Origin of the sequence: Microbacterium sp. SORGH_AS_0888 (genome assembly GCF_030818905.1) — a bacterium.
Classification (GTDB): Bacteria; Actinomycetota; Actinomycetes; order Actinomycetales; family Microbacteriaceae; genus Microbacterium.
Genome location: NZ_JAUTAZ010000001.1, coordinates 2,173,615 through 2,186,705 on the forward strand (window position 1 = coordinate 2,173,615; position 13,091 = coordinate 2,186,705).

General features: G+C 71.5%; 13 protein-coding genes. 3 read left to right on the forward strand and 10 right to left on the reverse strand.

The window, feature by feature from the left end:
- Positions 1 to 87: 87 nt before the first annotated feature.
- Positions 88 to 1,647 carry an RNA polymerase sigma factor gene (locus QE381_RS10515; RefSeq protein ID WP_307217960.1) on the forward strand — a complete coding sequence of 520 codons (1,560 nt, stop codon included), beginning with the start codon at positions 88 to 90 and terminating at the stop codon, positions 1,645 to 1,647.
- On the opposite strand, the gene mnhG is transcribed toward QE381_RS10515, so the two are convergent.
- The 7 genes from mnhG to QE381_RS10550 form a co-directional block, all read right to left on the reverse strand.
- On the reverse strand, positions 1,560 to 1,952 hold the full coding sequence (gene mnhG, locus QE381_RS10520) for a monovalent cation/H(+) antiporter subunit G (RefSeq protein ID WP_307217962.1): 393 nt from the start codon (positions 1,950 to 1,952) through the stop codon (positions 1,560 to 1,562). The two genes, QE381_RS10515 and mnhG, sit on opposite strands and share 88 nt — an antisense overlap.
- Positions 1,949 to 2,218 carry a monovalent cation/H+ antiporter complex subunit F gene (locus tag QE381_RS10525; RefSeq protein ID WP_307217964.1) on the reverse strand — a complete coding sequence of 90 codons (270 nt, stop codon included), beginning with the start codon at positions 2,216 to 2,218 and terminating at the stop codon, positions 1,949 to 1,951. Before QE381_RS10525 ends, mnhG begins: the two co-directional genes overlap by 4 nt.
- Positions 2,215 to 2,769, reverse strand: a complete 555-nt coding sequence (locus tag QE381_RS10530; protein WP_307217966.1) for a Na+/H+ antiporter subunit E — start codon at positions 2,767 to 2,769, stop codon at positions 2,215 to 2,217. Before QE381_RS10530 ends, QE381_RS10525 begins: the two co-directional genes overlap by 4 nt.
- Entirely contained in the window at positions 2,769 to 4,337 is a 1,569-nt protein-coding gene (locus QE381_RS10535; RefSeq protein WP_307217968.1) for a Na+/H+ antiporter subunit D, read from the reverse strand. Before QE381_RS10535 ends, QE381_RS10530 begins: the two co-directional genes overlap by 1 nt.
- On the reverse strand, positions 4,334 to 4,858 hold the full coding sequence (locus QE381_RS10540; protein ID WP_307217970.1) for a Na(+)/H(+) antiporter subunit C: 525 nt from the start codon (positions 4,856 to 4,858) through the stop codon (positions 4,334 to 4,336). Before QE381_RS10540 ends, QE381_RS10535 begins: the two co-directional genes overlap by 4 nt.
- Complete coding sequence (locus tag QE381_RS10545) at positions 4,855 to 7,737, reverse strand: Na+/H+ antiporter subunit A (protein ID WP_307217971.1); 2,883 nt, start codon at positions 7,735 to 7,737, stop codon at positions 4,855 to 4,857. Before QE381_RS10545 ends, QE381_RS10540 begins: the two co-directional genes overlap by 4 nt.
- Positions 7,738 to 7,814: 77 nt before the next feature.
- A complete protein-coding gene (locus QE381_RS10550; protein ID WP_307217973.1) occupies positions 7,815 to 8,879 on the reverse strand; it encodes a substrate-binding domain-containing protein in 1,065 nt (354 codons plus the stop codon).
- Between the two features lie 52 nt (positions 8,880 to 8,931).
- On the opposite strand from QE381_RS10550, the gene QE381_RS10555 reads away from it, so the two are divergent.
- Positions 8,932 to 10,158 carry an MFS transporter gene (locus QE381_RS10555; protein ID WP_307217974.1) on the forward strand — a complete coding sequence of 409 codons (1,227 nt, stop codon included), beginning with the start codon at positions 8,932 to 8,934 and terminating at the stop codon, positions 10,156 to 10,158.
- Between the two features lie 37 nt (positions 10,159 to 10,195).
- Positions 10,196 to 10,891 carry an endonuclease NucS gene (gene nucS / locus QE381_RS10560; protein WP_307217976.1) on the forward strand — a complete coding sequence of 232 codons (696 nt, stop codon included), beginning with the start codon at positions 10,196 to 10,198 and terminating at the stop codon, positions 10,889 to 10,891.
- 13 nt (positions 10,892 to 10,904) lie between these two features.
- Here the strand turns inward: nucS and pgl are convergent, their stop codons facing one another.
- The 3 genes from pgl to QE381_RS10575 form a co-directional block, all read right to left on the reverse strand.
- Entirely contained in the window at positions 10,905 to 11,630 is a 726-nt protein-coding gene (gene pgl, locus QE381_RS10565) for a 6-phosphogluconolactonase (RefSeq protein WP_307217978.1), read from the reverse strand.
- Complete coding sequence (locus QE381_RS10570) at positions 11,627 to 12,133, reverse strand: hypothetical protein (RefSeq protein WP_307217980.1); 507 nt, start codon at positions 12,131 to 12,133, stop codon at positions 11,627 to 11,629. Before QE381_RS10570 ends, pgl begins: the two co-directional genes overlap by 4 nt.
- A 376-nt stretch (positions 12,134 to 12,509) precedes the next feature.
- Complete coding sequence (locus tag QE381_RS10575) at positions 12,510 to 13,040, reverse strand: Lrp/AsnC family transcriptional regulator (protein WP_373426932.1); 531 nt, start codon at positions 13,038 to 13,040, stop codon at positions 12,510 to 12,512.
- Positions 13,041 to 13,091 lie beyond the last annotated feature (51 nt).

Sequence of the window (13,091 nt, forward strand, 5' to 3'; positions counted from 1 at the left end):
AGCAAAGCCGGAAAAAGGCCCTGCGTATGTATACATGCTAATGTGCGCATCGTCCGCAGCACACCCCGGAAGGAGCATCGACATCCGTTGACGGTCACGACTCTCCGCCGCGTCGCCGACGAGTTCGCCGCGTCATCCGAGGCCCTGCGGAGCTATGCGCGGCAGCTCGGAGCCGACCCGGCGACCGCGGAGGACGCCGTCGCCGAGGCCTTCGCCACCGTGCTCGCCTTCACCGAGGAACGACTCATCGCGATCCACAACCTGCGCGCCTACCTCTATACGACGACGCGGCACCTCGTGCGCCGGGCGCAGTCGGCTGCCACGCGCACCGTGGCAGCCGACGACGAGACGCTGGATCGCCCGGTTCCCGACGACACGCAGCGGCTCGCCGCGCGCAGCTCGCTCGCACTCGCCCGGCAGGCGCTGGGCGCGCTGGACGAGACGCAGCGCACCGTCCTGCTGGCGATGCTGGTCGAGGACCGCACCCCTGCCGAGGCCGGCCGCCTGATCGGCGTGACGGCCTCGCACGCATCGACGATCCTGCATCGTGCTCGCGCCGCCCTGCGCGTGGAGTACGTGCGCTCCTATCTCGAGCTCACCCCGCCCGCCTGCGGCATCGACGTCCGCCTGCTGGCGCGGATCGCCACCGATCGCGCCAGCAGACGGGACGCCGCGGCCTACCGCCGGCACGTCGCGGGATGCGCGATCTGCCCCCGACTCGAACGCGGCGCCCGCGAGGAGCTGCGATCCGGCTCACTGCTGACGATCCTGCTGCTCGTGCTCGCCGCGGGCGGAACGCTCGCCCGAGGCGACACCGCGCTCGCGCTCGCGCTGCCGGACACGGGCCCGCGACGGCGGGCACCGCTCCTCGCCGCGGGCGGCGTCCTCGCGCTGGCCGGACTGGTGACGGTGGCGCTGCTCCCCCTCTCGGGCACGCTCGCGCGGCCTTCTTCCTGGTCGCTCGGCGTCGACGCGGCGAGCGTGCGCATCGAGGCGGACCCCGAGCTGGTCGCGCTGACCATGCCCGCGCCGGGTGAGCGCGCCTCCTGGACGGCGCGCGTGACGAGCTCGAGCACGAGCACCGTCGCTCTGTACGCCGAGGTCGTCGCCCCCGGCTCGCCCACCGGCGAGCGACCGCGCCTTCTCCTGTCCCGCGACGGGGCTGCTCTCGGCGCCCCCGTCCCCCTCGCCGAGACGCGGGGGAGCATGTCGGTCGGGCGCCTCGAGCCCGGCGAGTCGGCCGCGGTCGAGGGCGTCGTCATCCGCGATCGCGCCGACACGGACCAGTCCCTGTCCGGGCGGGTGACAGTGCGGTTCTGGGCGACGAGCGATCTCGACGCCGCGCCGCCGGGCGGATGGCGGGATGCCGGCGACGAGCTGCCGGAGACGGGCGCCGATCCGGGGGCCGCCGCCGGCGCTCGGGGGGATGCTGCTGGTCGCGGGAGTCGCACTGGCCGCCGCCGGGTCGCGCCGGCACCGCCGCCGCCCGGTGCGCACGGGCCCGGGATGACGCACGGCTTGCCGCGCACGAGGTCGCGCGGCCGGCGGGTGCGTGCCGGTCAGCCGCCCGCGGCCGGCGGAGTGCGTCGCGACTCGGCGAGCTCGTCGACGAGGAGCGAGCTCTGGTCGATCGTGCCGTTGCGGTAGGCCTGGCGCCCCACCATGTGCGCCGACAGCGGGGCCGTCGCGAGCTGGATCAGCACGATCGGGATCAGGAAGGCCACGACGGGCCACGATCGCAGCGACAGCGCGATCGCGAGACAGATGAGCACGAGCCCCAGCACCTGCGGCTTGGTCGCCGCGTGCAGACGCGTCGGCACGTCGCGGAACCGGACCAGCCCGATCGCCGCCGTCAGGCACAGCAGGGCGCCGATGAGGATCAGGACCAGGGAGGCGGCATCCAGCCACCCGGCCAGCGACATCCCCTCCGACGTCCGGGTCGGCATCATCATCGCTGGTCACCGTCCTTCCGCGCCACGAACCGGGCGATCGAGATCGAGCCGAACACGCCGACCGCGGCGATCACGAGCAGCACGGGGAGCGTGCGCGTGTGATGGTTGATCGCCATGTCGGCCCCGAGCACGCACATGATCTCGGTCAGCAGGACGTCGGAGGCGACGGCGCGGTCCAGGATCGAGGGCCCCACCACGATCCGCCACAGCGTGATGAGCGCGGCGACCGCGAACACGACGTAGATCACCGCCAGCAGGATGCTCATGACACCGCCTCCCTGATCCGGGCGACCTGTGCGCGCGAGCCGACCGCGTTCACGATCCGCCGCTCCCACCGGAGCACGCTCTGCCGCTGCGCCTCGACGTCGGCCTCAGATCGCACGCCGACCACGTGCAGGTACAGCACGCGCCGATCGCGGTCGACGTCGATGATGAGGGATCCGGGGATGAGGGACGCCGTGACCGCCGTGTGCGCGAGGATCACGTCGTCGTCGATCACGAGCGGCACCGCGATGACCGCCGTCCCCGGGTAGCGACGGGGGTCCAGCACCTGCACCGCCACCGTCAGCGAGCCGCGGATGAGCGCGCCCACGAAGGCGACGACGAAGACCAGGCCGTACCAGAGGTTCACCCGGCCCGACAGCTCCACCGGAGGAAGCTGGAAGACGCGGGTGACCACGACGGCCGCGATGAGCCCCGTGAGGAAGGCGACGACCGTGAACTGGCCCCACAGCAGCATCCACAGCGCGATGAGCCAGACGAAGAACGGCAGCTGCCGCCAGACCTGGGCGACCATGCTCTTCTTGTCGGGGGACATCAGTGCCCTCCCCCCGCGTCGTCCTGGAGCTGCACGAGGTGGACCGGCTCGAGCAGCGCCGCGCCGATGCGCTCGCACACGTCGAACAGGGGTCCCGCGAAGATCGTGAGCGCGACCGTGATGGCGACCATGCTGGCGGTCGCGGCGGTCATGACCCGGGGGATCGCCCGACGCTCGGTCTGCACGGCTGCGGCGGGAGCATCACCGAGGTAGCCCACGCGGGCCTCGGTCTCGCGCTCGGCCGCGTCGTCCTCGTCCTCGCGCCAGAAGCCGAGGTTCCACGCCCGCATGAGCGCGTAGAGGGTGAGCAGCGACGTGACCACGCCCGCGACGATCAGCACGATCATGAGCGGAGTGCCGACCGAGGCCGCCGCCTCGAACAGGGCGTACTTGCCGATGAACCCGGAGAACGGCGGGAGGCCGCCGAGGTTGACCGCCGGGATGAAGTAGAGCACCGCGATCAGAGGCGCGCCCGTCATCAGCCCCTTGAGCTTGAGGATCGACGTCGTGCCCGCGCGCCGCTCGACGAGCCCGACCGCGAGGAACAGCGTCGTCTGCACCACGATGTGATGCACCATGTAGTAGATCGTGGCGCCGATCGCGGCGGGCGTCGCGATCGCGAGACCGAACACCATGTAGCCGATGTGGCTCACGAGCGTGAACGACAGGATGCGTTTGAGCTCCGCCTGCGCGACGGCGCCCAGAACGCCGACGATCATGGTCGCGAGGGCCACGATCATGAGCAGCACGTTGACGTCGTTGTCGTTGAACAGCTGCGTCTCGGTGCGGATCATCGCGTACACGCCGACCTTCGTCAGCAGCCCCGCGAAGACCGCGGTGACGGGCGCCGGTGCCGTCGGATAGGAGTCCGGCAGCCAGAAGGACAGGGGGAACACGGCCGCCTTGATGCTGAACGCGAGCAGCAGCATGAGATGCAGCACGAGCTGGACGTCCTGCGGCAGCTCCCCCATGCGCTCGGCGATCTGCGCCATGTTCACGGTGCCGAGGGAGGCGTAGATCATCGCGATCGCCGCGAGGAACAGGATCGACGAGACGAGCGAGACGACGATGTAGACAACGCCCGACCGGATGCGCGCCTCGGTTCCCCCGAGCGTGATCAGCACGTAGGAGGCGACGAGCAGGATCTCGAACCCGACGTAGAGGTTGAAGAGGTCTCCCGCGATGAACGCGTTGAAGATGCCGGCGGAGAGGATCAGGTAGGAGGGGTGGAAGATCGACACCGGCGTGTCGTCGTCGCCGTCCGCGGCGCCCTGTCCGACCGAGAACAGGAGGACCGCCAGCAGCACGACGCTCGAGATGAGCACGAGCAGCGCCGCGAGCCGATCCACGTAGAGCACGATGCCGAACGGGATCGGCCAGCCGCCGACCGCGACGGCGATGGGAGCGCCGTCGTCGACGGCGACCAGCAGCACCGCGGCGATCACCATGACGGCGGTCAGGGTGACGAGCGAGACGCCGACCTGGACGCGGCGGTATCGCCCGAAGACGAGTGTCGCCGCCGCGCCGATCAGCGGCAGGGTCACGAGCAGGGGGACGAGCGCGGTCACAGCGTCTCCCCCTCGGGGCCGCGGTCGGTGGGGGCGTCGTCACGGATGCCCGCGACGTCCTTGCTGCCGAGGAGGGTGATCGGCGAGGTGTCGATGTCGACGAAGTCGGTCGTCGCGTCGTCGTCCTCGTCCGTGATCTCCTCGTCCATGGACTCGTCGGTCTCGGTCCCGCGGGCGCGGAGCGCGACGTCCTCGGCATCGTCCTCGACCGTGTCCGCCTGGCCGAGCTGCCACGAGCGGTAGATGAGGGCGAGCAGGAACGCGGAGACCGCGAAGGTGATGACGATCGCGGTGAGGGTCAACGCCTGGGGCAGCGGGTCGGAGAACGTGCTCTTGTCGGCGGCGCCGAAGAAGGGCGCGGTGCCCGGGGCGCCCATCACGATCAGCAGCAGCAGATTGGCCCCGTTGCCGAGCAGGAGGAAGCCGATGAGCACCCGGGTGAGGCTGCGCTCGAGCATCGCGTAGACGCCGCAGGCGAAGAGCACCGCCATCACGACGATCAGGACGAAGGAGACGTTCATGACGGGCTCACCGCCCGCTCGAGGGCCGACTGCCGATCGACTTCGGCGCCGAGGCTGCGCAGCACGTCGAGGACGAGTCCGATCACCACGAGGTAGACACCGATGTCGAAGATCGTGGACGTGACGAACTCGATGTGGCCGAGCACGGGAACCTCCGCCTCGAAGAACGCGCTCGTGAGCGGCGCGGCACCGAAGAAGAGGGGCACGATCGCGCAGCCGACCGCGAGCGACATGCCGATGCCGAGCAGCCGGCCCGCATCCGCCGGCGCTGCCGCCCCCAGCTCGTAGCGGCCGCCGGCGACGTAGCGCATGACCAGGGCCATCCCCGCGATGAGGCCGCCGGCGAAGCCGCCGCCGGGGAGGTTGTGACCGGCGAAGAGCACGTACAGCGACACGATGACGATCGAGTGGAAGAGCACCCGCACGACGATCTCGAGCAGGATCGACCGATTCTCCGGTCTGACCCTGGCACCGCCCACGAGCCAGGCGCGACGCCCCGTGACCCCCGCGGTCTGCGGGCGCAGGCCCTCCTCGGTCTCGAGCAGGGGGCGGCGTCTCGGCACCCGCTGCAGCGGCCGGGTGAAGTCCGAGAGCGTGTCGGCGCGGTGCGTGACGAACACGAGCGAGGCGACACCGGTGGCCGCCAGGATCAGCACCGACAGCTCCCCCATGGTGTCCCAGCCGCGCAGGTCCACGAGGGCGACGTTGACGACGTTGCGCCCGTGCCCCAGGTCGTAGGCCAGCTCCGGAAAGGCGTTCGACACGGGCTCCGCGACCCGCGCGCCGGTGGCCACGATCGCCACGAGCGCCATCATGAGTCCCACGGCTCCCGCGAGGACCGCACGCCCGATGGGGGCCACGGACGCGTTGTGGTCGCCCATCCGAGAGGGGATGCGCCGCAGGACGAGGGCGAAGGCGACGAGCGTCACCGTCTCGACCAGGATCTGGGTGAGCGCGAGGTCCGGGGCACCGCTGGTGGCGAACAGCAGCACCATCCCGAGACCGGTGACCGAGACCAGGACGACGCCCGAGTAGCGCTTGCGCGCCTGCACCGCGATGATGCCGGCGATGATCATGACCGGCGCCACGGCCAGCTGGACCGGCGACTGCCAGGCGTCGAGCGCGATCCGCCACTCGTCGCCGGCGAGGAGCGCGGTGCCCTGCGCCGCGACGAACACGAGGAAGATCGTGCCCACGTAGATCGGGAGCGAGCCGCGCTGCGTGAGGGTCGTCGTCGCGACGGACAGCCGGGCGACGCCGCGCACGGCCAGGTTGTACGCGCCGACCGCGGTGAACGGCAGCGCACGGGGTCGCTCGGCCCAGCCGACCCGCAGCGCGAGCCAGAACACGAGCGCGCCCAGGACGAGCGAGCCGAGCGAGAGGAACAGCGCGGGCTCCAGGCCGTGCCAGAGCGCGAGGTGGTACACGTGCTCGCCGTGCGCGGGCGCCGTGTCGGCGTAACCGGAGAACGCGGCATCCAGCGAAGGGGCGAACAGACCGCTCACGAGCGTGAGGGCGGCGAGCGCGACCGGCACGGCCGTGAAACCGATGGGCGGGCGCGGCCACTCGGTGTCCGCGACATCCGTCTTGCGCCAGAACGCGCCCCAGACGAAGCGGATGCCGTAGGCCGCCGTCAGCACCGAGCCCGCCAGCACGCCGATCAGTGCCACGACCGCCCAGCCCGAGCCGTCCTCGAGCAGGGCGGTGAGAGCCGCCTCCTTCGCGATGAAGCCGATCGTGGGGATCACGCCCGCCATCGAGCACACCGCGACGATCGCGAACGTCGCCAGCACCGGCGCCCGGCGGCCGAGCCCGGAGAGCTCCATGATGTCGCGGGTGCCCACCTGGTGGTCGATGATGCCGACGACGAGGAAGAGCGAGGACTTGAACAGCGCATGGCTGACCAGCAGCGCGAGGCCGGCGAGGGCCGCATCCCGCGTTCCGAACCCGAGCACCACCGTCAGGAATCCGAGCTGGCTGACCGTGCCGAACGCGAGGATGCGCTTGAGGTCGTACTCGCGGAGCGCCTGCACGCCGCCCAGGAGCATCGTGAACACCCCGAGCGTGATGACGAGCGGTCGCCAGGGCGCCGCGACGGCGTAGACGGGCGCGAAGCGGGCGATGAGGTAGATGCCCGCCTTGACCATCGCGGCCGCGTGCAGGTAGGCGCTGACCGGCGTCGGCGCGGCCATCGCACCGGGGAGCCAGAAGTGGAACGGGAAGATCGCCGACTTGCTGAGCGCGCCGACGAGGACGAGGACGAGCGCGGCGTCGACGACCGGGCCCGTCGGCATGTCGGAGAGGATCTGCGAGAGGCTCGTCGTGCCGGCCGCGACCACCAGCAGCACGACCCCGATGAGCATCACGAGCCCGCCGAGGGTCGTCACCAGGAGCGCCTGGAGGGCCGCGCGGCGACTCGCGCCACGCGCGTGGTAGAAGCCGATCAGGAGGTAGGAGAGCACGCTCGTGATCTCCCAGAACATGACGAGCACGACGATGTCGTCGGTCAGCACGAGCCCGTACATGGCTCCCGCGAACGCGAGGAGCACGGCCGCGAACTGGCCGATCCCGGCCTTCTTGCCGTCGAAGTACCACCGGCAGTAGAGCATCACGAGCATGCCGACACCCGTCACGACGAGCGCGAGCACCCAGCCGAGGGTGTCCATGCGCATCGACAGCTGGATGTCCAGGCCCGGGATCCACTCGAAGGTCTCGTACGGCACGCCGCCGGCCAGCACGACGGGCGCCTGCGCCGCCGTGTGCACGAAGGCGATCGCGGGAAGGGCCGCGGCGAAGAAGAAGGCGCGCGCCCCGAGCCGCGAGACCAGCCACGGCACGACGAGCGGCACGAGGGCGAACGCGGCGAGGAGGACCAGCATGCGGCCTCCTCGGGGTCGTCGGCCAGAACGGGGGTGAGCGTGTTCCGGACTCAGGCGATCGGGGTTGTGTCTCTATTCTATGGGGCGGCTGGGGGTGCCGCGCGCGGGACGGCGGATGTATCCCCGCGACGGAATACGGAAGTGAGGTGGATGCTGGCGGGCGGGGCGTCGGCCAGCATCGCCGTGATCGCGGCCCCTGCGGCGCGACCCTTCTCGGCGGCGGGCTGCACCATCGTCGTGAGGGTGAGGGGCGCGATGCCGTCCACGGCGACCCCGTCGAAGCCCGTGACGGAGAGGTCTTCGGGAACCCGGAGGCCCGCATCCGTCGCGGCCCGCACGACGCCCGCAGCCAGCAGGTCGCTCTGCGCGATCACGGCGGTGGGATGCGGCTCGCGCGCGAGGATCGCCCGGCCGGCGGCGTAGCCCTCATCGATGAGGCTGGAGCGCGTGGAGTACACCCGGGCGTCGGGGAAGACGTCGCGGACCCCGGCGAGACGGTCGCGGGTCACGTCGATCGTGATCGCGACCGCATCCGGGTCGGGCACCCAGCCCGCCTCGCGCCGCACGTCGAGCCCGAGGGTCACGGTGACGACGTCGCGATGGCCCAGCTCGAACAGGTGACGGGCGATGAAGGCGATCCCCTCGCGGTTGTCGAGCCGCACCTGCGGCACGCCGTCGCCCGCGTCCCCCTCGATCACCACGACCGGCAGCCCGCGACTGCGCACGGTGTCGAGGGCCTCCCGCATCCGCGCGCTGCAGCCGACCAGCACGACCGCGTCGACGGGCGCGGAGCTGAGGGCCGCGCCGCCGCCGTCCGGGTCGTCGCGCAGGAGGAGCAGGCTCGCGCCGAGATCTGCCAGGCCGTCGGAGAGGCCGTCCATCATCACGGTCGTGACGGGGTCGAGGAACGCCGTGCCGAGGCGGTCGGTGAACACGACCCCGACGATGCCCGATCGTCCGCGGCGCAGCGACGCCGCCCGCGGGTCCGGTCCGGCGTAGCCCAGCTCGGCCGCGGCCGCCAGCACCCGCTCGCGCGTCGCGTCGGACACGGGCGTCTTGCCGCTGAACACGACCGAGGCCGTCGACGGCGACACCCCCGCCTCGCGGGCGACGTCGGCGATCGTGGCCCTTCGCACGCTCATGGTCCGATCGTACGTGTTCTCGGCCGTCGAATCGATTCGGTAGGATCGCCGGATGGATGTGACGCCGACCCGGAGCCAGTTCGTCCGATGGCGTACGGCGACCTTCGCGATCTTCCTCGCGAGCGGATTGAGCATCGCTACCTGGGCATCGAGGGTGCCCGCGATCAAGCTCTCGCTCGAGATCAGCAAGACCGAGGTGGGGGCGCTCCTCCTGGTCGGAGGCCTGGCCTCGATCATCGGCCTCTCGGTCAGCTCGCTGGTGCTGGCGAGGTTCGGCGCGCGTCGCGGCATGCTCGCGATGATGCTGCTGTTCAGCATCGGCATCGCCGTGATCGGCGTGGGCACCGACCTCTTCCACTCCGTGCCCGTCGTCGTGGTCGGGCTCGTGATGTGGGGCTTCGGCAACGGGTGCCTCGACGTCATGATGAACGTGGAGGGAGCGGCGATCGAGGAGCAGTCGGGCAAGACGATCCTCCCGCTGTTCCACGCGTTCTTCAGCTTCGGCACCGTCCTCGGAGCCGGCCTCGGCGTCGCGTTCATCGCGGCCGGGCTCACGGTCCTCGCGCACCTCGCTCTCGTCGCGGCGCTGATCGTGGTGGTCGCGGTCGTGAGCGTGTCCAACGTGCCGCCGCGGCAGGCGGCCGACGACCCGTCGCCGAGCGAGGGACCCGGGTGGCGCACGCGCCTCTCCGAGTCGCTGTCGGCGTGGCGCGAGCCGCGCACCTATGCGCTCGGGGTCGTCATGCTGGGGATGTCGTTCGCCGAGGGCGGCGCGAACGACTGGCTCGCGCTGGGCGTCGTCGAAGGACACGGCGCACCGGAGGAGCTCGGCGCGCTCGGCCTCGCGGTCTTCTCGGTGAGCATGGCCGTCGTGCGGGTGTTCGGAGGTCCGCTCGTGGACCGCTTCGGCCGGGTCGCGGTGCTGCGCCTGCTCGCGGTCGCCGCGGCCGCGGGACTGCTGCTGTTCATCCTCGCCCCCTCGACCCCGCTCGTGTTCGTGGGCGCGGCGCTGTGGGGCGTCGGCGCATCGCTCGGCTTCCCGCTCGGGATGTCGGCGGCCGGCGACGACCCCGCGCGCGCTGCCGCGCGGGTGAGCGCCGCCGCCACGATCGGCTACATCGCGTTCCTTGCGGGTCCGCCGGTGCTCGGGGTGATCAGCGAGCACATCGGACTGCTCAACACGATGTACATCCTCGTGGTGCTGGTCGCCGCATCCGGGCTCTTCTCGGGGGCCGCGAAGCCGCTCCCCGGCGCGCAGGTGGGCGCCGGGCGCCGCTGAGGACGCCGCGGGCGCGTCACGCGGGTACCGTAGAGCGGTGCGTCTCGTCATCGCCCGCTGCTCCGTCGACTACACTGGTCGACTCAACGCGCATCTCCCCCTCGCCACCCGACTGCTCGTGCACAAGGGGGACGGGTCGCTGCTCGTGCACTCGGACGGCGGGTCGTACAAGCCGCTGAACTGGATGTCGCCTCCCTGCTCGCTCGCGACCGAGGAACCGGGCGAGGAAGAGGCCGGCGCCGGCGTGGTCGAGGTCTGGCGCGTGACGCACAAGAAGACCGGCGACGCGCTGCGCGTGCAGATCTACGAGGTCCTGCACGACTCCTCGCACGAGCTCGGCGTCGACCCCGGCCTCGTGAAGGACGGCGTCGAGGCCGACCTGCAGCGCCTGCTCGCGGAGCAGGTCGAGCTGATCGGCGAGGGACTCAGCCTCGTCCGCCGCGAGTTCCCCACCGCGATCGGGCCCGTGGACCTGCTGCTGCGGGATCCTGCGGGCGGCACGATCGCGGTCGAGGTCAAGCGACGCGGCGACATCGACGGCGTCGAGCAGCTCACGCGCTACCTCGAGCTCCTCGGGCGCGACCCGCACCTGGCACCCGTGCGCGGAGTCTTCGCGGCGCAGGAGATCAAACCGCAGGCGAAGGTGCTCGCCACCGACCGCGGCATCCGCTGCGTCACGCTCGACTACGACGGGATGAAGGGCGTCGCCTCCGGCGTTCCCACGCTGTTCTGAGGCGCCCGGCCGCTCACCCTCTCGCGGCTTCGTCGAACAGCCAGACGACTTCTCCGCCCGCATCGACGACGCGACCGGCGACGACCGCGATCGGCAGCTGTCCTTCGGCGAGGGCTTCGGCGAGCGCCTCCCGCTTGGCCGCTCCGGTGGCGAAGACCACGGCGCGCTGCGCGCCCGCCATCGCGGCGAGCGTCAGCGTGATACGGGTCGGCGGCGGCTTCGGCGAGTCGTGCACGACGGCGACGAGCTCGTCCGTGGGGCGGAAATCGGGGTGCCCCGGGAACAGGGAGAGCGTGTGCCCGTCCTCGCCCACGCCGAGCCAGACCAGATCCAGGCGCGGCGCGCCGGACGCGGTCGCCGGCAGCGCGGAGAGCACGTCGGCGTACCGGCGAGCGGCCTCCTCCGCGGGACGTTCCACCTCCGGCCGGAGCCGGATCACGGCGTCGAGCCCCGCCGTGAGGAGCACCGGCGCGATCGTGCCCCAGTTCGAATCGGGGTCGTCCAGCGGCACTGCGCGCTCGTCCCCGATGAGCACGTGCACCCGCGACCAGTCGACGGCGTCGGAGTGCTCGCTGCTGATGATGCGGTACGCCGCCATGGGCGAGCTGCCGCCGGCCAGCACCCAGACGGCGCTGCCGTGCCGCTCGATCGCGGCGGCGAGGGTGTCGATCGCGTCTCGCGCCGCCTCGGCGGCGACATCGGCCGCGGTGGCGAGTGCGCGGATCTCTCCGTAGGTCATGTCTCTCTTCTCTCCTTCTCCCCCGTCGGACCCGATGTGTCGGCGACCGCGTCGGGGGTGAGCCGGCCGGCGCGCTCGTCGGCGTGCCGGCCCCGGTACCCAGCCTGCACCCCCGACGCCGACGCGCCGAGCATTTCGGTCGCCAGCGCCTTGTTGTCGCTGCCGATCGGCACCAGGCAGGGCACCACGTCGGCGTCCGGATCGTGCGCGGCCAGGGCGGCGAGGATCGCGTCGTAGAGCTCGCCGGACGCGGGGCTCTCGAGCCCCGCGTCCTCGTGCAGGATCTCCACCGACACCCCCTCACCGACGACGGCGCGCACCGCGTCCACGACCTCCCGTTCGTCTCCCGGGACGGTCCGGATGTCGATACGCGCCTCCGCTCGCTCGGGGATGACGTCGACGATGTCACCGGTCCCGCTGCGCCCGCCCTCGGGGCGAGGCGACTGTGCCGCAGCATCCACACGCAGTCCTTCCTGCACACCGCCGCAACCGAAGGACGGCATGTGACGACGCTATGGTCGCGCCGTCAGGGCGTCCATTGACCAGGAGGCGAACTTCTGGACGGCAGGCTGGCCGAATCGCCGAAGACGGAGCACGCGGAGCCGGCGGTCGGAAGCACGTCGGCATGCCCCGGCGGCCGGCACGTGGGAGATCAGGGGCGCACGCCCCGACTGGTCACCCGGAAGGGGCACGCGAGCCGCGCCATGCCGCCGGAGATGGTCAATCGCATGATCTCGACGTCCGGGAGCTCCGGCACCTCGACGGCCTCTGCCGACGCTACGAGCCGGGCCCTCGCGGCGTTCATCGACCAGCGGGCGAGCTTCCAGCCGAGCCGCCGAAGACAGGGAGCGTGCGCGGGACGCCGTCAGGACCGACCGTTCAGGCGAAGGATGCGGCGACGGCGTTGCGGTGGTATTCGAAGATGATGCTCGTGCGGGTCGTGGCGACCGACGCCTGGGCCGACAGATGGGTGACGACGAACTCCCGCAGCTGCGAGGCGTCCTCGACGGCGATGTGCACGAGGAAGTCGTCGGCGCCGCCGAGGAAGAAGACCTGGAGGACCTGCGGGAGACGTCGCACCTCTTCCGTGAAGGCCAGGATGCTGTCGTGGCGCGCACCCGGCCGCAGAGTCACACCGACCATGGCCTGAAGTCCACGTCCGAGACGTCGATGGTCGATGCCCGCATGGAAGCCCGTGAGCACGCCCCGCTGCACGAGGGCGCGCACCCGCGCGTGCGTCGTCGACGGGGCCGCGCCGATCCGTGCGGCCAGGTCCGCATTCGTGATCCGTGCATCGTCGGCCAGGATGTCGACGATGCTGCGGTCGATGTCGTCCAGCACGCCCGCCGACGCTCCTGCACCGGGACTCCGCAGACCCTTCGCCGGATCGGCCATTCCGGAGGTGTCCATTCCGTCTCTGCTCCTCTCTCACGGCGGATTTCGTAGATTCTACGGTTTTAC